The organism is Methylomarinum vadi (genome assembly GCF_000733935.1).
Taxonomy (GTDB): domain Bacteria; phylum Pseudomonadota; class Gammaproteobacteria; order Methylococcales; family Methylomonadaceae; genus Methylomarinum; species Methylomarinum vadi.
In genome coordinates this window covers 2,516,629-2,536,400 of sequence record NZ_JPON01000001.1, presented here as the reverse complement: position 1 = coordinate 2,536,400, position 19,772 = coordinate 2,516,629, and the positions used below count along the sequence as shown (strand labels likewise).

The window sequence follows — 19,772 nt, the reverse complement described above, 5'->3', positions numbered from 1 at the left end:
TATACTTAAAACCTTGCTTATGAATGACCAGGATCAAGATCCTCCTACGATTCCATCCACCACCCTGGAAACCTTTTCTTCCTTTAGTTGCCGCAAAGGGGGAATGCCGGAACCGTATTTGGAGATTCTCAATGGTGGCGACCAAGGCAAACGATTCAAGCTTACCAGACAGTGTACGATATTCGGACGAAGTCCCGAAGCGGATATCGTATTGTCCGATCCCAAAGTATCCCGTATTCACGGCGCTTTGATTATCCAGGCGGACGGAATTTTCCTAGAAGACTACAACTCGACCAATGGAACCTTCATCAATGACGACCGTGTCGAAAAATGTCGCCTGGATGCGATGTCGCGTATTTGGGTCGGCAATACCCAGATGAAGGTCGATTTCAAAAGAGACGAAGAAGCAATCCATGAAGAGACGCTCTATGCGGCCGCCCATACCGACTGTTTAACGCAGTTGGCGAACCGGCGGTCCTTCTTGCTCAGGGCCGAACAAGAACTGTCGTTATGCAAAAGAACGAACGCTCCTATCACCATTATCATGTCCGACGTCGATCATTTTAAACATAAAAACGACACTTACGGGCACCCTGCCGGCGACCATGTTCTGAAAGAGATCGCCAACATTTTAAGGGAAAACGTACGGCAAGAGGACATTGCCGCGCGTTATGGCGGTGAGGAATTTATCATTCTGTTACGCGGAACCGTCCCGGAACTTGCTTGCTCATGGGCGGAACGCCTGCGTAACACGGTCGAGTATCACCATTTCCGCTATAACGATTTTTTAATACCGACGACGGTATCCATGGGTGTGTGTTCTCGCCAGGGAAGGAACATAGAGGAGTTGCAGTTATTGATAAAATTGGCGGACGACGCGCTTTACGACGCTAAAAAAAATGGACGGAACCGGATAGAGGTGGCTTAGAGAAACGTCTTTTTGAATAAATCATTTAGCGATGATGATTGGGATGTCACCGTAAATAGTAAGGCGGAACCTCATCGTATGGGGCCTGGTATTGATATTGCGGTTGTCCGTTTTGCAAAGCGCCCGTTTTTTCCAGGTAATAGAAAATGCTTGCAGCCAGCAGCAGCGCCGCGAAGACGGCGCAGGCGATTTTCCAGACGCTGTAGGGACGCTCGCCCTGGACTTCGCCGGTGCGGCCGTTGACGACGTAACGGTAGGTTTTATTGCGGTAGCGAAAGGCGGCGGACCAAACCGGCAACAGGCAATGCTTGTAAGTCGTGTCGCTATGGCGGGTTTGGACCTGATGAATGCGTTGATGATCCCCGCCGATGTCGAAGGCGATATCGCGATAGATCACGCCATCCATGACCTGCCGGGCAACATCGAAGCCTTCGTCAAGGTCGACCTGATAAAACTCGCTGCGAAAGCCGCTCAAGTAATCCGGGTCATAAGGCACCAGGTTCTCCAGATCCCAGGGCTGCAACGCGTCCACAACCTTGCGCGGCAACGAATGGCTGGCGCCGACCAATACGTCGTCGAAAAAACGGCTGACATGGCCTCTCACCGGCGTCCAATGGATTCTAGGCACTCGTCTGATCTCGGTGACGACCCGGTTGTTGCGCACGACCTGAACCGGCTGGTCGACATAATAAATATCGCCGCGTTCGCCGCTGTAATTCGTTTCGGTTTGACTGTCGAAAGTCCAATATGGCAGATAGACGCCGGTCAATTTCGATTCGCCGCGCGCGTATTTCTTGACCGCGTTCGGGGCGAACCATAAACCGTTCAACCAATGCTGAAATTGCCGCCTGGCCTCGTTTTCATCGATACGGAATGGCAGCAGCGACTTCGGTTGAATGGGCTTGATTTGTGCCGTGGCCGAGACGATCGGCGTGCCGCAAAACGGACATTCGCCGGCGTGCTGGTTACTTTCGAACTGGAAAGCGGCGCCGCATTCGTCGCAATGAATCTGGGGTTTGGCGGCTTCGGCGCGCGGCTGAGCCAGTTCCTTCAACGCCTGTTGCAGATCGTATTCCTCGATCGTGCCGCCGCGTTCGGCGATGGGGTTGTCGAATCCGCAATACTCGCACAGCAGATGGGTGGTGCCGGGTTCGTATTTCAGCACCGCTCCGCATTGTCGGCATGGAAACCGGGCCAGGTTGTTTTCCGCCGATTTTTTGCTTTTGTTCAGCGATAGCCGGCTCATTGCTTAGGCAGCGGCGGAGGCGTCATCGCGAAGACTTCGCTCAACTCGGAGACTGCTCCGGCTGGGGTCCATTCCGTCAGCCCGGCATGCCACACCAGCGTGGCGCGGCCCACTTCGCCGCTTTTGATTTTTTGCGCCATGACGTCTTGTTGGAAAGGCCCCTGTCGTTGACCGTTGATCGCGACGTAATAGGCAATCGCATCAGGCAGCGGCGGCGGGCTATGCTGCTTCGTCTTGTCCGAAGTAAACGCTTGGCCCATTTGATTGGCCATGGCGAAACCCATGCCCATGCCGATGCCTTCGCCGGCCGTGCCCGAGGGATTGTCGGCCGCCTTTTCCATCGCTTCGGCCGCTTGGTATTGGGCGTAACGGCCCAAATCGCCGATAATCCCCATGCTGGTGCGCTTGTCCAGGGCCGCTTCGACTTGCGGCGGCAGCGAAATATTCTCGACCAGCAATTGCATCACTTCGAGGCCGTAGGCGGCAAATTCGGGAGCGATCTGCTGGGTGATGAAGTCGCCTAGCTCATCGTAATTGGCGGCCAGATCCAGAATCGGGATGCCCGATTCGCCGATAATGCTGGCGAAGCGCGAGACGATCAGATTGCGCAGTTGCTGGCTGATCTCGCCGGTTTGAAAGTGGCCGTCGGTGCCGACGATTTCCTTGATGAAGGTGACGGGGTCTTTAATCCGGATCGAATAGGTGCCGAAGGCCCTCAGGCGTAAGGGGCCGAATTCCCGGTCGCGCAGCATGACCGGGTTCTTGGTGCCCCACTTCAGGTCGGTGAAGCGGCGCATGTTGAAGAAATACACTTCCGCTTTGAACGGACTGGAAAACCCGTGCGGCCAGCTTTCCAGCGTGGTCAGCACCGGCATGTTGCGGGTTTCCAGTTGATACAAGCCGGGCTCGTAAAAGTCGGCCACGCGGCCTTCGCTGACCAACACCGCCGTTTGCGATTCGCGCACGGTCAGCATCGCGCCGTACTTGATTTCGTTGCCGTAGCGCTCGAAGCGATAGACCATCGTGTCGCTGGTATCGTCGGTCCATTCGATGACGTCGATGAATTCGCCGAATAATTTATCCCAAATGCCCACTGTCTGGTTCCCCCGTTCGTGACGCTAGTAAAGTAAATCTTAAATTTCCCATATTGAAATTAGATGGTCGCGATTATTTGCAAATGTAGGTCAGGGTGCGCGATAGCGTTCCCTGACAATAGCCTCCTCGTCTCCTCGATGTGTCACGTAGCCGCTAAAGCGGCAACATGACCTACAATTTGAGGTAGACATCCGTGCCAGTCACAACCGACGCCATCTTTGACCTAAACTGGTCATCGCCGCATTGACGATGTATTTATTCTAACCGCTGGCCTTGGCGTGCGCCGAGGCCAGCGTTTTGCGCAGTTCGGTTTCGCATTCCTGCAGTTGAACTATCGCTTCGCTGCGCATTTTTTTGCCCTGGTCGGCGATCTGCAAGCTTTCCTCTATTGTCGCGATCAGGGTCTCATTGGCCTTTTTGACCGTTTCGATATCGAACACGCCGCGTTCCAGTTGCTTGCGGGTTTCGGCATTGGCCTGCTTCAGGTTTTCCGCGTTGGCGGCCAAAAGTTCGTTGGTCAGGTCGGACGCGGCTTTGACCGTTTCCGCCGCCTGCGAGGAACGGTAGATGGTAACCGCCGTCGCCAGTTGCTGGCGCCACAACGGCACCGTATTGACAATGGTCGAATTGATTTTGTTGACCAGGCCCTTATCGTTTTCCTGCACCAGGCGAATGCCGGGCAGACTCTGCATCGAGACTTGCCGGGTCAAGCGCAGGTCATGAATGCGGCGTTCCAGGTCGTCGCGGGCGGCGCGCAGATCGCGCAAGTTTTGCGCTTCGAGCACGTCGGCACTGTTTTCGGCTTTTTGCGCCAGTTCAGGAATGACGGTGCCGTCCAGCTCGCGCAATTTCTTCTCGCCGGCGGCGATGTAATCCTCGAGCGTATGAAAATAATCCAAATTGGCCTGGTAGAGACGGTCCAGCGAGGTGATGTCTGTCAGCAGATTGGTCTTATGGCGCTCCAGCTTGTCGATGATCGCGTCGATTTGCTTGCGCACTTCCTCGTAGCGCTGCAGGAACTTGACGACCGGTTTGGCCTTGCCCAACACGCGGTCTAAAAACCCCTGCTTCTTGTTGGGGTCCAGTTCGTCGACGTCGAAACCGCGTATCGTCGCCACCATCTCGTTGAGGTCTTCGCCGGCGGGGCCGACATCCTTATTTTTGACGCCGTCCAGCATCCGGTCGGAGATCGTCGTCAATTGCTCCTGCGCCTTGCTGCCGAAGAAAATGATCGAATGGGTATCATGGATGTCGATTTCATCAAGCAGTTGTTTGATAATCAGTTGACGGTCTTGCGGCGCGGCGTCATAGGGAACGACTTCTGCCTTGACTCCCGGCACGACTTCGTTAAAAACCTCGCTGCCCGGCAAGTTCTCGGTTTCGGTGACCGCTGGCGTCGCCGTGGTGGACTGTTGTTCGCTCATGCTTGATTTCTCCTGCGCATCAACGGATGCCTTCACGTTTAAGTTGCGTATTCAACACTTCGATTTGTACGTCCAGATCGAACACATCGTCTTCCAGTAGTTTTTGTTGTTGTTCCATAAATACCGACTCGATCGTCACCAGTACGTTGCGAAAATTTTGTTCCAGTTCGCCGGCTTGATTGTGGCGATGGGTCCGCGCATATCCTTCGGTCACCTGTCTGGCGCCGTCGAGATAGACAGTGAGAAATTTACGGGCCCGGCGGATATCGCGGGGATCTGCGGCGATGTCGGCCAGAATGCCGTCGGCGATCGCACAAATGCGTTCGATGCGCTGGTTGAGTTCGGCGTTGCGAATTTGATCGTTGGCCTGTTCGATGCTGCGGATGATTCCGGCCGATTCTTCCAGGGTTTGCATGATTTCATCGCCGGAATAGCCATGGGCGCCGACGATCTGTTGTTTCCGCTTGGGATCGAAGCCGTAGCTCAGATACATGCCCAGCAGCGCGCCGCCGGCGAAAATGGCCGCCATCAGAGGAGTTTGGCCGACACCGAGCCAGGCGATCAGGGCGGTAGTCAACGCGGTAATGAGGGCCGCGATCAGCTTCAAGGGCGAACGCGGCGGCCGGGCGATCAGGCTGTTCTCGTAGTTTGCTTCTGCCTTGAGTCCTTGCCGCAAACACCAGGCGGCCAGCATGTAGCCGGCAAAGCCGCCGGCATTGATGACGACGGCCGTAACCTCTCCCTTAACCAAGCCGATGATCGTCGCCGGAATCAATGCCATCGGCAAAAAATACAACAACAAACCGCGCGGCGAATAGCGCTGCAAAGTCTCCTGGACGAAACGTTTGGGTTTCCGGTATCCGTATGATGGATTCATTGCCCTACTGTGTTGTCGTCGAAATTGGCGATTGCACGGGCTGTTGCTTCCGGTTCGGCTTTCACCATCGATTGACAGGTCGTCAGCCCCACCGTGGCAAGCAATAAAATGAACCCTAGCAATCTTCTAAATATCGTCGGCATCGTTACGTCCCTAGCGCATCGTTAACTTGGCTGCTTCGTGGCATTATCCGCCACGGCTGCAAAAACTGCAAAACCGATAAGACAAGCCTTTAAGGCCAAAATTCCCTTTGTGGATAATTGCGTTATGCCCGCGGGACTGCGGATTCTGGTACCTCGATTTCTTCTTCGGATAACGCCAATGCCGCCGCTTCCAGGTGATATGCAAAGACAGCCAACAATTCTTCTCGGTAGTGCTATAAAATGTACCGAATGATGCGTGCCGCCTACGATGTATGAAATTAAGGACTCTATGACTGACAATCCACTGCAACCAGGGTTCATGGTTATCCATAGCAACCGGCCCGAGTCGCTGCGCCAACTCGTGGTCGCCTGGATGAAGGCGCATCCCTTACGGCCGCTCGAGGATGAAATCATCCTGGTGCAAAGCAACGGGGTGGCGCAATGGCTCAAACAAGCGCTGGCGAGCGATGTAGCGGATAACGATTTCGAAGGGGGCTGCGGCATCGCGGCCGCGCTGAATATCACGCTGCCGTCCCGCTTCGTCTGGCAGACCTATCGGACCGTGCTCGGCAAGGAGCGGATACCGGAGTCCTCGCCCTTTGATAAAGGACAGCTGATATGGCGCTTGATGCGGCTGTTGCCGCGATTGACCGAAGCAGCGGGCTATGAACCCTTGCAACGCTTCTTGCGGCGGGACGACGATCTCAGAAAACGCTACCAATTGGCCGAACGGCTGGCCGACCTGTTCGACCAGTACCAGGTTTACCGGGCCGATTGGCTGGCGGCCTGGGCCCGGGGGCAAAATGTCATGCTCGATTATCATGGCAGCGCGGTCCCGTTGGCGCAAGAGCAAGCCTGGCAACCCATGCTATGGCGCGCCCTGCAGGAGGACGTGGGGACGGCCAGCGCCACCAGCCGCGCGCTGGTGCATCGGCGTTTTCTCGAGACGGCCGCCGAACTCGCCGTGGGCCCGGAAAAATTGCCCAGGCGTGTCATCGTCTTCGGCCTGTCTTCATTGCCCAGGCAATGGTTGGAAGTACTGCAGGCAATCGCCCGCTGGACCCAGGTGATCTTGTGCGTGAATAATCCCTGCGAATATTATTGGGCCAATATTATGACCGAGAAGGATTATTTTCGGGGCAGAGGGCGGCATCGGCTCAAACCGGACATGCCCGAACATCCGCGCGAGGAAGAACTGCATTTGCATGCCCATCCGCTGCTGGCAGGCTGGGGCAAGCAGGGCCGCGATTATATCGCCCTGCTGGACGAAATGGACGATCCGGGCCGGTACCGACAACTGTTCGACGACAACCGCCAGCGCATCGACCTGTTCGAAAGCCACGGCGACGCTTGTTTGCTCAACCAGCTGCAGGACGATATACGCGAACTACGCTCCGCTTCCGAGAGCCGCTCGCTATGGCAAGCAATCGATCCGGCCCATGACCAGTCCATTCGCTTTCATCGCTGCCATAGCCCGCAACGCGAAGTCGAGGTATTGCACGACCGGTTGCTGGCGGCATTCGATGCCGACCCGACCTTGAAGCCGCGCGAGATTATCGTGATGGTGCCGGAAATCAACCAATACGCGCCGCATATTCAGGCCGTCTTCGGCCAGATCGATCCGGCGGACGCGCGTTACATCCCCTACTCGATCGCCGACCTCGGCCAGCGCCAGCAGGCGCCGCTGGCATTCGCGCTGGAATGCCTGCTCGGCATCGGCGAGTCGCGGCTGGCGGTCAGCGAGGTATTGGATTTGTTGAACGTGCCGGCGCTGCGCCGACGCTTCGGTCTCGAAGAATCCGATTTGCCGTTGTTGCAACAATGGATCGTTCAAGCCAATATCCGCTGGGGACTGAACGCCGAACACCGGCGCAGCCTCGGTATCGATTTTGCCGGAGAAAACGAGCAAAACACCTGGCTGTTCGGCTTGAAGCGCATGTTGCTGGGATATGCGGTCGGCAGCGACCCGTCCGGCCGCGAGGCAAACGACTGGCACGACATCGAGCCTTACGGCGACGTCGCCGGCCTCGACGCCGCGCTGGTCGGACCGCTGGCGCAATTGTTGAACCGACTGGAAGCCTTGCTGCAAACCCACTCCAAACCGGCAACGCCGACCGAATGGACGGAACGGCTGCAACAACTGCTGCTGGATTTTTTCGAGGCCGGCGACAACGACGACAGCTATCTGCTGCTGCAATTGCAAACGTCGCTGGAACAATGGCTGGAGGCCTGTCGCGACGCCGAACTGACAGAGGCCTTGCCGTTATCCATAGTCCGCGATTTCTGGCTGTCCCAGATCGACCAGGGCGGGTTGTCGCAGCGCTTTTTCGCCGGCAGCTTGACTTTCGCCACCTTGATGCCGATGCGGGCGATTCCGTTCCGGCGCATTTACTTGCTGGGCATGAACGACGGCGACTACCCGCGCATACTTCCTTCGATGGACTTCGATTTGATGGCCAAGGACTACCGCCCCGGCGACCGCTCGCGCCGGGAAGACGATCGCTATTTATTCCTGGAAGCGCTGCTGTCGGCCCGCGAACACCTGCATATCAGCTGGGTCGGCCGCAGCATACACGACAACAGCGAACGCCCGCCGTCCGTGCTGGTCGGCCAATTGCGCGACCACATCGCCGCCTGCTGGTCGCTGACGGAAAGCGCGGCTGAAAAGTCCTTGCTTGCGGCGTTAACCGTCGAACATCCATTGCAACCGTTCAGCCAGGCCTATTTCGATCATTCGTCGCCGTTATTTACCTATGCCCGCGAATGGCGGTCGGCGGCCAGAGCGGAAATCGCCCCGATAGCGGAAACGAAGTTGCCACCTTCTATATTCGATGCGCCGGTTCAGTTGCCGCAATTGCTCGCTTTTATGAAAGACCCGGTCAGAACTTTCCTGCGGGAACGCCTGGGCGTGTTCTATGAATGCGACGATCTTGCCGCCGAAGACCAGGAGCCCTTTGCCATCGATGCGTTGAGCCAATGGTTGATGCAAGACGAATTAATCCGGGTCCGCCTGGACGCCAAGCAACGGAACGAGCCCGAAACCGCCGCAGTGCAACGGCAACTGGATCGACTGCGCCGTCAGGGCGTGCTGCCTATCGGGGGACAAAGTCAATTATGGCAAACCCAACTGGCTGAGCCTTTGGATCAACTGTTCGAACTGTACGACGAGACCTGCCGGACCTGGCCCGAGGCATCCGAAGACGAAGATATCCTTTTTACCCACGAGATCGAGGGGCAAGGCATCGAGCTGGAAGGGCGACTGACCCATATGTTTGCGAACGGGCAACGGCAACGCTGCCGCATCGAGATCAACAGCAGCAATTTGATCGACGAGCAAAAATATCGTCACGACAAATTGATTCCGGCCTGGGTGCAACACCTCGCCGGCCATTTGCATGGTCAGCCATTGACCACTTGCCTGATCGGCAAGAACGGCCGTGTCATTCTCAATCCATTGGAGCCGGCTCTGGCCAAACAACACTTTGTCGACTTGTTGCATGCCTATGTCGACGGTTTACGCTATCCGTTGCCGATAACGATAAAAACGGGATTCGGCTGGCTGGCGCAAAACGGCGAGCGTTTCAGCGGACCGCTCGATCAATGTCAAGCCGATAAGGCCGTCGCCGCCGCCCGGAACACTTACGAAGGCGGCTACTCGCCCGGCGAATTGGCTCGCAATCCTTATCTGCAACGCTGTTATCCGAGCTTCGAAGCGCTTTGGGCGCACGGCGAGTTTACGCTTTGGAGCGAGCGCCTGCTCAAACCGCTGTGGGACAACGTCGGGCAAAAAACCGGCAATTCGAAAGGCAAGGGAGTCAAGCCATGAGTTCAACCATTACTCCGTTACGGCCGCTCAGCTTCCCGCTGACCGGCAGCCATTTGATCGAAGCCAGCGCCGGCACCGGCAAGACCTTCACCATTGCGGCATTGTATGTGCGCCTGATCCTCGGCCATGGCGGCGGCAACGCATTCCGGCGGGGCCAGCCGTTGACACCGCCGGACGTTTTGGTCGTGACCTTCACCGATGCCGCCACCCAGGAACTGCGCGACCGGATACGCGCCCGCCTCACCGAAGCGGCCGCGTATTTTCTCGCCGATCCGGCTTCGGTCGAAGCGCAGGAACCCGGCCGGGATTTGCTGCACGATCTGCGGGCCGACTACGAGCCCGAGCAATGGCCGGCTTGCGCCCGAAAACTGCAGCTGGCCTCGGAATGGATGGACGAGGCGGCCGTATCGACGATTCATGGCTGGTGCAACCGGATGTTGCGGGAACACGCTTTCGACAGCCAGAGCCTGTTCACGCAAAACTTGGAAACCGACCAGTCCGAACTGTTTGCCGAAGTCGTGCGCGATTATTGGCGCAATCATTTCTATACGCTCGATGTCGAAGACCTGGTCGAGGTATTGAAATTCTGGGGGCATCCCGGCGCATTGGCAGCCGCCGTCAAGCCGTTGGCGGAACATGTCGACTTGCTGCCGTCCGGCGCGGAACCCAAAGAACACCTGCAAGCAAGCCGGGAAGATAAAGAAAACCAGTTAGCGGAGTTGAAGCAACCTTGGCCGCAGTGGACGCAGGAAATCAAAGCGCTATTGGACGATGCCAAAAAGGGCAAGCTGATCGACGGCCGCAAATTGCGTTCGGATTGGTATGAGTCGTGGCTGGATAGTATTCGTGACTGGGCGACGGATCAGGCTTCTGAAACCTTAACCCTGTCCGATTCGGCCTGGAAACGGTTGAGTCCGGAAGGGATCGCCGAGGCATGGAAAGGCGCCCCGCCGCCCGACCATCCGGCCTTTCATGCCATGGCTATCCTGCGGCAGGCCCTGGCCGAACTGCCCAGTCCCGAACAAGGCATTTTGTGCCATGCGGTACACTGGATTGCCAACGCCTTCGCCGCGGCGCAAAAACGGCGCGCGCAAATGGGCTTCGACGATTTGCTGACCGGATTGGACGACGCGTTGCATGGTGAATACGGCGACAAATTGGCGCAGACCCTACGCCGGCAATTTCCGGTGGCGCTGATCGACGAATTCCAGGATACCGATCCCGTGCAATACCGTATTTTCCAGCGCGTCTATCGGATCGCCGACAATCGCGACGATTGCGCGCTGATTCTGATCGGCGATCCGAAACAAGCCATCTACGCCTTCCGCGGCGCCGATATCCATACCTACCTGAAGGCGCGCGAGGCCGTGCAAGAGCGTTTGTACACGTTGAACACCAATTTTCGCTCGACCCAGGCCATGGTCGATGCCGCCAACCATTGCTTTCAATACAGCGAACGGCGCAGCGACGGCGCGTTTCTATTTCGCGACGGCGAACGCAATCCGGTGCCGTTTCTGCCCGTGCTGGCCAACGGTCGTCAGGACGATTTCGTAATGAACGAAGAAACGGTTCCGGCGCTGACGGCTGCGGTATTGAACGGAGACAAGCCCTTGAGTAAATCGGCCTATCTCGCGCAGATGGCGGAAATTTGCGCCAGCCGAATCGTCGCTTGGCTGAACCAGGGGCAACGGCACCGGGCCGGCTTTATGGAGAATAACGGCAATCTGACGCCGCTCAAACCGAACGACATCGCTATCTTGGTCAATAACGGCAACGAAGCCTCCCATATTCGGCACGCGCTGTCCCGGCGCGGCGTACGTTCGGTTTATCTGTCGGATCGGGAATCGGTCTATGCCGGCGCGCAGGCCATGGAGATATACCGTTGGCTGGCCGCCTGCGCCGAGCCCGACAACGACCCGTTGCTGCGGGCGGCCTTGTCGACCGCGTCGCTGGGGCTGTCGTTTGCCGAATTGGACGAACTGAATCACGACGAGGAAGCCTGGGAGAACCGGGTCGTTCAGTTCAAGCAGTACCGGGAAATCTGGCGGAGGCAGGGCGTGCTGCCGATGTTGCGTAATATCCTGTTCGATTTCGACTGTATCGACCGCCTGCTGCAACAGCCCGCCGATCATAACGGCATCAGCGGCGAACGCGTCCTGACCGATTTGCTGCACCTGGCCGAATTGCTGCAGCAAGCCAGCTACACGCTGGAAGGCGAACATGCCTTGATCCGCTTCCTGGCCGAACAACAAGCCGCGCCGGTCAGCGACAACGATGCGCAGAAAGTCAGATTGGAAAGCGATGCCGACCTGGTCAAGGTCGTGACCATCCATAAATCCAAGGGCTTGGAATACCCCATCGTGTTCCTTCCTTTCATCTGCGCCACCCGCAAGACCGATAAGAAAGACAGGCCTCTGAAATGGCACGGCGAAGACGGCGAGTTACAAATCGCTTTGCAAGACTCCGACGAAGTGCTGCGCTTGGCCGACAAAGACCGCCTCGGCGAAGACGTCCGCAAAGTCTATGTCGCGTTGACCCGCGCCCGCTACGCGACCTGGCTCGGCTTGGCCGCCCTCAACGAAACCGACGACAGCGCGATCGGGCATTTATTGGGCCTGGCCGGCATGCCGGCTTCGCAATGGTTGGATGCGGTCAAGGTTTTCGCCGGGCAACAGGCCTGCATCGCCGTCGAGTTCGACCCGAGCGCCGATGACGACAACTTTACACCGATCGCCGAACAAACCGTGGCCAGCGAAGCGCGTATGCCCAAACGGGCGGCCAGGGAAAATTGGCGCATCGGCAGTTATTCCGGTTTGCGCACCGAGACCCAAACTGCCGCCGGCACGCCGCTCGCCGCCATTGACGACACGCCGCAAGCGGCCAATCTGCAAGAAGCGCTGCAGGAAGTCCTGCCAACTCCATCCCCGTCGGCGGCCCCAGCGGGCCCCATGCACCGCTTCCCCAAAGGCGCCGAAGCCGGCACCTTTCTGCATGATTTAATGGAATGGGCTGCCGATCAGGGCTTTCGTGATATCTTGGAAGCCCCGGCCATCTTGGAGGATACGGTTCTACGCCGCAGCCGGAACCGCCAATGGGAGATTTGGGCATCTCCGTTAAGCCATTGGCTTCGGACCCTGCTGCAGGCCCCCTTGCCTCTGACGGCCGACAGCGATGACGCTTTCGGTCTTCCGCAGACCATCACGCTAAAGGATTTACCGAATTACCAGGCGGAAATGGAATTCTGGTTCGAAACCCGCGACGTCGATCTGGAACGATTGGACGCGGCGGTAACGTCGCTGACGTTGAACGGCCGTCCGCGCCCGAAACTGGCCGCCGACACGCTGAACGGCCTGTTGAAGGGTTTCATGGACCTGGTCTTCGAATACCAGGGCAAATATTATGTCGCCGACTATAAATCCAATTGGCTGGGCCACGATGATGCCAGTTACAGCCGGGAAAACATGGACGAAGCGATTCGCGGCCATCGCTACGACCTGCAATACGCCATCTATCTGTTCGCCCTGCATCGCCTGCTGCAATCCCGCCTGCCGGATTACGACTACGACCGGCATGTCGGCGGCGCCGTCTATTTGTTCCTGCGCGGCATCGAGTCCGACAGCCACGGCGTCCATTTCGAGCGCCCGCCCAAGGTTTTGGTGGAAAAACTGGAGCAACTTTTCCAAGGACGCGACGGGAGAATCGCATGAACAGCGCTATACTGAAAAAACACAACCATAATAGCTCAGCGATGATCGAGCTCTTAGAAAGCTGGGTCAGACGCGAGTGGCTGCGTCCCGTCGATCTGGCATTGACGCGGTTTCTGTGGGAAGAAAACCGCGATGCCGCCCCGGAGTTATTGCTGGCGACCGCCTTGATCAGCCACCAGCTCGGACGCGGCCATGTCTGCCTGGATCTAAGGGCGACCCTCGACGATCCGTATATGGCGCTATCTTTGCCGCCCGATTTATATCTCGAAGACGCGGAGGACGTCGGACTGCCATCCGATTTATTGTCCGGTCTGTCGTTGTCCGCCTGGGCCGAGAAGATCGGACATGATGACCTGGTCGGCGAGGGTCATGGCAACACGCCGTTGGTGTTCGACGGCGAACGCCTCTATCTGCGCCGTTATTGGCAGTACGAACGCGGCGTCGAATCGGCCATCGAACAGCGGCTGAAATCGAGCGCTCGAATCCGCGAAGAACTGAGTGAAGAAAAATTACGGCTTTATTTGTCCGAGTTGTTTCCCGCCGCAAATTCGGTCGAAACCGACTGGCAAAAGGTGGCTTGCGTCTTGGCAGCGACCAGCGCGTTCAGCGTCATTACCGGCGGTCCCGGCACCGGTAAAACCACCACCGTGGTCAAACTGCTGGTCTTGCTGCAGCGTATCGCATTGAACCGCGACCGTGCACGGCCCTTGCGCATTCGCCTGGCCGCCCCGACCGGCAAGGCGGCGGCTCGTTTAAAGGAATCGATTGCCGGCGCAATCGACCGATTGCCTGTTCCGCTGCTGGAAAAAAACGGCCTGCGCGATTCCATTCCCACCGAGGTCATCACGCTGCATCGCTTGCTCGGCAGCTATCCCAATAGCCGTAGATTCCGCCACGATGCGAGAAATCCGCTGGCGCTGGACGTGTTGGTGGTGGACGAGGCGTCGATGGTCGATCTGGAAATGATGGCGGCGCTGCTGTCGGCCCTGCCGGATCGGGCGCATTTGTTGCTGCTGGGAGACAAGGATCAACTGGCTTCCGTCGAAGCAGGCTCGGTCTTGGGCCAACTCTGCCGCCGGGCGAAGGATGGGCATTTCACGGAAAACACTGTCGGTTGGATAAAGAACGTCAGCGGCGAAACGGTCGCCCCCCATTTTATAGACGAGCAGGGGCTGCCCCTGGATCAACATATCGTCATGTTACGGAAAAGTTACCGTTTCACCTCGCACAGCGGCATCGGACAACTGGCCGCCGCGGTCAATGCCGGCGACGGTTCGCGAATCGACACGGTATGGGGACAGGGTTACGAGGACCTGGCCAAAAATGACCTCAGCACCATCGATGATCCCATTTTCGAACAAATCGTGCTTGGCAACTTGGTTGCCGATAGCGCCGAAGACTCTTCTAAAGGCTATGGCCACTATCTATCCAAAATCCAGCAACAAAAACCGGCTATAGACGCGTCCAAAGCGGAATTCGATGCCTGGGCCGGCAGCGTGCTCGCCGGTTACAGTCGGTTCCAGCTGTTGTGCGCCCTGAGAAAGGGGCCTTTTGGCGTCGAAGGGTTGAACCAGCGGGTCGTCGAGATTTTAAAAAACAAGGGATTGATTCGACCGTCCGCGCTTTGGTATGAAGGTCGGCCGGTCCTGGTCAGCAGAAACGATTACCGCCTCGGCCTGATGAATGGCGACATCGGCATAACGCTCGGTTATCCGCAGCGGGATAAGAAGACCGGCAAGGTCAATTGGGTATTGCGGGTGGCTTTCCCGCAAGGCGACGGTAACGACGGCATTCGCTGGATTCTGCCCAGCCGCCTGTTGTCGGTCGAAACCGTATTTGCGCTGACGGTGCACAAATCGCAAGGTTCCGAATTCGAACATTGCGCGTTGCTGCTCCCGCCGAAACGCAATCCGGTATTGACCCGTGAACTGGTCTATACCGGCATCACCCGGGCGAAAAAATGGTTTTCCCTGATCAGCGTGGGCAACGCCAAAAGCATCAAGGACGCCTCGGCCAGAATCGTATTACGGTCGGGCGGGTTGTTTAAAAATGGGTTCTGAACGAAGTTCAACGCTCTATTGAACCGTCAAGATACGATTTAATGACTGTCTGTACCTGCCGCCCCTAGTTCAAGGGCCAAAAAAACGCATCGCCTCGGCGACCTGCTGTTTGGCGTCTTGCAGTATCTTCAGCGATTTGTCGGGCGACAATTCGGCGTTTTTGAGATAGGCAAAACTGGGTAACGAGGTAATCGGCGGCAGTTTGCTACGGCCATTGCCCAATTGCGCATGATATTTCGCCAACAGCACGATATCGCTCAATTCCGCTTCTGTTTTGTCCTGTTCGACCATGAACCAAGTCTGGGTTTCTAACGGTATGTTTTTCATGTTGGCGGGGAAATCCCACTTGTTTAGGATCAACGCGCTCAATGCTCCAGTGACGAAAGGCAACGCCGCCTTGACTTCCGCGATCTCGTATTGGTCGTCCGGCTGATTGTCGGCAAATTTCAAAAAAGGAATGACGCCAATATTGGAAATCAAACCGGCCAACAAGGCTTCTTCCGGATCGCACGTTTTGGTCAGCTTAGCTAAGGTATAGCTGAGCGCGGAAATGCGGATGCTTAGTTTCCAATAATTCTGCGCCAATACATTCAGTTCGTTGCGTTGGTTTCTATAGAGGCTGCGCAAGCTGATGCTGGTGACGATGTTTTTCGTGCTGTGCAGGCCGATTCTATTGACCGCGTTTAGGCAGGTAGTGATAGGGTTGACGGTCCGGTAGATCGGGCTGTTGGCCACCTGCATTAATTTTGCCGAAATGGCTGCATCCAGCGTGACGATCTTGACGACATCGGCCACGCCTATATCTTTTTGCATCGCCTGCCTCAATTTCATCGCTACATCGGGCAAGGCCGGCATGACGATATTATCGGACGCGATGAATTTATTCAGCAGCCTGTTGTTCCGGTATTGTTCCGGCAAGTCCAATAAGCGTTGCGGAATGAGATTGTATTGTTGCCGGTATAAATCCATTGCCACCTTGGGCACCGCGATGACCACAGCATCTTTTTTACAAAACGCCGTGGCATTCCGGTATTCACCGCATGAAAGGGGGTGCATTGCTTCGAAAGTGCCGGCTTCGATGGTCAAGTTTTGTTTGCCGGCGGTCTCCAAATAAACCGCCCCCGATAATAAATAGAGAATCGACTCCGCCGCTTCGCCACGATTGAAAATGATTGACCCTGGACTATAGTCGAGAGACGAGATATTCAGCTCCAGCAATTGTTTTTCTTCCAACGCTCCTATCGGAACCAATTGTTTCAGATTTTCGACTGGCCCTCGATAGCGGTTTTTCGTAGGACTATCCTGCGGGTTTAATTGACCTTTCTCAAGGTGTTTGACAGGCTGGCGAAGGCTTAATTGGTTAATTAGCGATGCGAGGAAATTCATAAAATGCAGGCGCTCGGTTGTTTGCACGTCCTTGTGCAAGGTTTTGATTTATTATTTTTTTAACTGATACTTCTACCATAGAAAATCTCAGCCATTTCGGTCTGTAACTGTTCTTGAATTTTCAGTTTTTCATCGTCACTCAAGTTGCTTTCCTTTTCGAACAAATAATTTTCCAATTCGGTTTCCTTCAGCATCATCTTGGTGTGAAAGATATTCTCCTGATACACATTAACGTCGATCATCTGGTACAGTTCCTTGGTATCTTCGGCAATGTAGTTCTGGATCGAATTGATATCGTGGTCGATAAAATGCTTGTAGCCGGCCACATCGCGGGTAAACCCCCGTACGCGATAATCCATGATGACGATGTCCGATTCGAAGCTATGAATCAGATAATTCAAGGCTTTCAACGGTGAAATCTGTCCACAGGTGGATACGTCTATATCGGCGCGAAAAGTGCTGATACCGTTATCGGGATGGCTCTCCGGATACGTGTGCACGGTGATGTGGCTCTTGTCCAAATGGGCCAGCACCGTTTCGGGCAAAGGACCGGGCGACTCCGAATGCATTCCGGAAGGAATGACTTCATTTTCTGCGATCAGCATCGTAACGCTGGCGCCCTGAGGGTCGTAATCCTGATGAGCGATATTCAGTATATGAGCACCGATGATTTCCGCCACATCTTTCAATATTTGTGTCAGGCGCTTGGCATTGTAAGCTTCATCGATATACTTGATATAGGCTTGCTGCTGTTGTTCCGGCGCATAACAGACATCGTAAATATTGAAACTCAAAGATTTAGTCAGGTTATTGAAACCCAACAATTTTAATTTTTTCAAAACCTTCAGTCCTCAAACACTTCAAAACTATGGGTAATATCGACCGCTTTGCCAAGCATGATGGAAGCGGAACAATATTTTTCCGCGGATAATTTCACTGCCCGCTCCACGGCCGATTCCTTCAAATTTTTCCCGGTTACCTTGAAGTGCAAATGAATTTTACTGAATACGCTTGGGATCGTATCGACTCTTTCCGCCGATACTTCGGCGATACAATTGGTGATCTCGTGGCGGCCTTTTTGCAAAATTTCCACGACATCGAATGACGAGCAGCCGCCCACTCCCAGCAATAGCATTTCCATCGGACGAATGCCGATATTTCGGCCGCCGTGATCGGGCGGACCATCCAACACCACCGCATGTCCGCTACCCGTCTCACCGACGAACATGCGGCCATCGACCCATTTAATTTTTGTTTCCATCTAACATCTCTCTTACAAAATGAGAATTTTACACTGAGTTCACAGATTTTATTGATTTTTTCAAAAAAATCCTGCAATGTAATGACCGCTAACATAAAAAGAAATTCATCTAGGGACAAATAATAATTACAATGCCACTCATTACAGACAAAATGATTAATCGGGAAGCGCTCGAGCAATTCCTGCGGCTTTGTCATACGCGAACGTATCCAGCTAAAGTCACCATCATCCGTCCCGGCGATGTCGGTGATAAATTGCTTTTCATCGTGGATGGCTCGGTCAGCGTCAGTGTCGAAGATGAAGACGGACGGGAACTAATTCTGGCGTATCTCAACAAAAACGAATTCATTGGCGAGATCGGTGTGTTCAAAGGACCCGAAATCAGAACCGTCACGGTGAGAACGCGTACTCGTTGTCAATTGGCGGAAATTTCCTATGAACGTTTCAACCAAAGTCTGAAAAGAGAGTTACGTGATTATGCGCCCGAAATTCTCAGTATGTTGGGCGAACAGATTTCCTCGCGCCTGTTGATCACCAGCCGTAAATATCGCGATCTGGCGTTCATGGATGTCGAAGGCCGCATTGCCCGAACTTTGCTCGACCTGGCAAGAGAACCCGATGCGATCACCCATCCGGACGGCATGCAGATTCATATTACCCGGCAGGAAATTGGCCGCATCGTCGGTTGTTCGAGAGAAATGGCCGGACGGGTTTTGAAAGAGTTGGAGGACAAAGGCCTTATCACGGCCCACGGTAAAACCATCGTCGTATTCGGGACCCGGTAACGGGTCTCGAAAATGCTTAACGACTGAGCTCGGTTGTTAACCCTGATAGCCACATCCCCGCTCGCGGTTCGGAGGGCGCGCCATTATCGTTGGCAAACTTAAACGGCACCGAGCTCAGTTGCATCCCCCGATTGACCTGAACCGCAAAATGCAGATGCGGACCGGTGGAAAATCCGGTATTGCCGGAATAACCGATCAATTGCCCCGCTTCGACCCGCATGCCCGGATAAACCTGGGCTTTTTCCAGGGCCAAATGGGCATAGACCGCCATCGACCCATCCACATGAAGTATACGAATACTGTTGGCCCGGCTTTTATAGGCCCTTTCCGTCCCGTTCTTGAAATAATCGTTTTCAACATCCATGACCACGCCGGCGCGAGCGGCATGAACCGGCGTATCGATAGGCATATCGATATCCACCGCATAATGGTTCTGCTCGTCATGGTGGCTGAAATCCCCGCCAAAGGCCTGCGTGATCCGGAAACGTTTACCGGGTTCAACCGGCGGTAAATAGACCGTATCGGCGCGATGTTTGGCGGCAGGATCGCCAAGGGTATAACGATATTGCAAGGTAAAGCGCCAGGATTCGAACCGACTGGCGCCGGTAACGCTGAACAACGTGTCCGAGGCGCCAGGTTCGACGACGAAACGGTGGGGCAGCTCAGGTTCGGCCCTGGCATTCTGGCGTTCGGTAAAACTGATTTCGACTTCGATTGGGCCATAATAGGTATTGCGAATCGTAAACTCCGGCTTGTCCCTCGTCCCGCTTTTCTCCAGCCAGACATGCCGTTTCGGTTCCGATTTCAACTGTCTGCTTTCGTATTCCTGGCCCTCTCCCGGCTTTTGGTCGGTGTAATGCCAATGGCCATTTTCGTCCTGATATTTATAAAGTTTCTTGGCCGATACAGGCATTGTCAACGACAACAAAATAAAGAATATGTATTTCATCTCGAACTACCTGAGGGATATATCCTAATGGAGCCACTTTCCTAACTGTAGCAGATAGCAAACCGTTAAGGTAAACTTGCTGGCC

At 55.4% G+C, this 19,772-nt stretch carries 14 protein-coding genes; 5 read left to right on the top strand and 9 right to left on the bottom strand.

What is annotated here, in order from left to right:
- Positions 1-19: 19 nt before the first annotated feature.
- Positions 20-928: a GGDEF domain-containing protein gene (locus tag EP25_RS0112630; RefSeq protein WP_031434224.1), complete on the top strand. Its 909-nt coding sequence runs from the start codon at positions 20-22 to the stop codon at positions 926-928.
- Positions 929-974: 46 nt separating this feature from the next.
- Here the strand turns inward: EP25_RS0112630 and EP25_RS0112625 are convergent, their stop codons facing one another.
- The 5 genes from EP25_RS0112625 to EP25_RS23620 form a co-directional block, all read right to left on the bottom strand.
- Complete coding sequence (locus tag EP25_RS0112625; protein WP_051906654.1) at positions 975-2,174, bottom strand: hypothetical protein; 1,200 nt, start codon at positions 2,172-2,174, stop codon at positions 975-977.
- The gene (locus EP25_RS0112620; protein WP_031434222.1) at positions 2,171-3,268 is read right to left on the bottom strand and encodes an SPFH domain-containing protein; all 1,098 of its coding nucleotides are present in this window, start codon (positions 3,266-3,268) and stop codon (positions 2,171-2,173) included. The genes EP25_RS0112625 and EP25_RS0112620 overlap by 4 nt, the downstream gene beginning before the upstream one ends.
- A 261-nt stretch (positions 3,269-3,529) precedes the next feature.
- Entirely contained in the window at positions 3,530-4,693 is a 1,164-nt protein-coding gene (locus tag EP25_RS0112615; RefSeq protein ID WP_031434221.1) for a toxic anion resistance protein, read from the bottom strand.
- 19 nt (positions 4,694-4,712) lie between these two features.
- Positions 4,713-5,570, bottom strand: a complete 858-nt coding sequence (locus tag EP25_RS0112610; protein WP_031434220.1) for a 5-bromo-4-chloroindolyl phosphate hydrolysis family protein — start codon at positions 5,568-5,570, stop codon at positions 4,713-4,715.
- A complete protein-coding gene (locus EP25_RS23620; protein WP_200875030.1) occupies positions 5,567-5,713 on the bottom strand; it encodes a hypothetical protein in 147 nt (48 codons plus the stop codon). Before EP25_RS23620 ends, EP25_RS0112610 begins: the two co-directional genes overlap by 4 nt.
- A gap of 289 nt (positions 5,714-6,002) precedes the next feature.
- Between EP25_RS23620 and recC the strand changes: the two genes are divergently transcribed.
- Genes recC through recD form a run of 3 tightly spaced genes read left to right on the top strand, consistent with a single transcriptional unit; the run spans position 6,003 to position 15,306 of the window.
- A complete protein-coding gene (recC, locus tag EP25_RS0112600; protein WP_031434219.1) occupies positions 6,003-9,539 on the top strand; it encodes an exodeoxyribonuclease V subunit gamma in 3,537 nt (1,178 codons plus the stop codon).
- On the top strand, positions 9,536-13,246 hold the full coding sequence (gene recB / locus EP25_RS0112595; RefSeq protein ID WP_031434218.1) for an exodeoxyribonuclease V subunit beta: 3,711 nt from the start codon (positions 9,536-9,538) through the stop codon (positions 13,244-13,246). Before recC ends, recB begins: the two co-directional genes overlap by 4 nt.
- Positions 13,243-15,306, top strand: coding sequence for an exodeoxyribonuclease V subunit alpha (gene recD / locus EP25_RS0112590; protein WP_051906652.1), 2,064 nt, complete (start codon positions 13,243-13,245; stop codon positions 15,304-15,306). Before recB ends, recD begins: the two co-directional genes overlap by 4 nt.
- Before the next feature lie 69 nt (positions 15,307-15,375).
- On the opposite strand, the gene EP25_RS0112585 is transcribed toward recD, so the two are convergent.
- The 3 genes from EP25_RS0112585 to EP25_RS0112575 all read right to left on the bottom strand — a co-directional run bounded on the left by EP25_RS0112585 (position 15,376) and on the right by EP25_RS0112575 (position 17,953).
- Positions 15,376-16,539: an HDOD domain-containing protein gene (locus EP25_RS0112585; RefSeq protein ID WP_235185897.1), complete on the bottom strand. Its 1,164-nt coding sequence runs from the start codon at positions 16,537-16,539 to the stop codon at positions 15,376-15,378.
- Positions 16,540-16,751: 212 nt separating this feature from the next.
- Positions 16,752-17,531, bottom strand: a complete 780-nt coding sequence (speD, locus tag EP25_RS0112580; protein WP_031434215.1) for an adenosylmethionine decarboxylase — start codon at positions 17,529-17,531, stop codon at positions 16,752-16,754.
- A gap of 5 nt (positions 17,532-17,536) precedes the next feature.
- The gene (locus tag EP25_RS0112575) at positions 17,537-17,953 is read right to left on the bottom strand and encodes an OsmC family protein (protein ID WP_031434214.1); all 417 of its coding nucleotides are present in this window, start codon (positions 17,951-17,953) and stop codon (positions 17,537-17,539) included.
- A gap of 131 nt (positions 17,954-18,084) precedes the next feature.
- On the opposite strand from EP25_RS0112575, the gene crp reads away from it, so the two are divergent.
- Entirely contained in the window at positions 18,085-18,738 is a 654-nt protein-coding gene (gene crp / locus EP25_RS0112570; RefSeq protein ID WP_031434213.1) for a cAMP-activated global transcriptional regulator CRP, read from the top strand.
- 16 nt (positions 18,739-18,754) lie between these two features.
- Here the strand turns inward: crp and EP25_RS0112565 are convergent, their stop codons facing one another.
- Positions 18,755-19,687, bottom strand: a complete 933-nt coding sequence (locus EP25_RS0112565; RefSeq protein ID WP_031434212.1) for a peptidoglycan DD-metalloendopeptidase family protein — start codon at positions 19,685-19,687, stop codon at positions 18,755-18,757.
- Between the last annotated feature and the right edge of the window lie 85 nt (positions 19,688-19,772).

Excerpts from the sequence above, each read along its gene's own strand:
- EP25_RS0112625 (WP_051906654.1), bottom strand. The coding sequence starts at position 2,174 with ATGAGCCGGCTATCGCTGAACAAAAGCAAAAAATCGGCGGAAAACAAC.
- EP25_RS0112565 (WP_031434212.1), bottom strand. The coding sequence starts at position 19,687 with ATGAAATACATATTCTTTATTTTGTTGTCGTTGACAATGCCTGTATCG.
- crp (WP_031434213.1), top strand. The coding sequence starts at position 18,085 with ATGCCACTCATTACAGACAAAATGATTAATCGGGAAGCGCTCGAGCAA.
- recC (WP_031434219.1), top strand. The coding sequence starts at position 6,003 with ATGACTGACAATCCACTGCAACCAGGGTTCATGGTTATCCATAGCAAC.
- EP25_RS0112615 (WP_031434221.1), bottom strand. The coding sequence starts at position 4,693 with ATGAGCGAACAACAGTCCACCACGGCGACGCCAGCGGTCACCGAAACC.
- EP25_RS0112575 (WP_031434214.1), bottom strand. The coding sequence starts at position 17,953 with ATGGAAACAAAAATTAAATGGGTCGATGGCCGCATGTTCGTCGGTGAG.
- recB (WP_031434218.1), top strand. The coding sequence starts at position 9,536 with ATGAGTTCAACCATTACTCCGTTACGGCCGCTCAGCTTCCCGCTGACC.
- EP25_RS0112610 (WP_031434220.1), bottom strand. The coding sequence starts at position 5,570 with ATGAATCCATCATACGGATACCGGAAACCCAAACGTTTCGTCCAGGAG.
- EP25_RS23620 (WP_200875030.1), bottom strand. The coding sequence starts at position 5,713 with ATGCCGACGATATTTAGAAGATTGCTAGGGTTCATTTTATTGCTTGCC.
- EP25_RS0112630 (WP_031434224.1), top strand. The coding sequence starts at position 20 with ATGAATGACCAGGATCAAGATCCTCCTACGATTCCATCCACCACCCTG.
- recD (WP_051906652.1), top strand. The coding sequence starts at position 13,243 with ATGAACAGCGCTATACTGAAAAAACACAACCATAATAGCTCAGCGATG.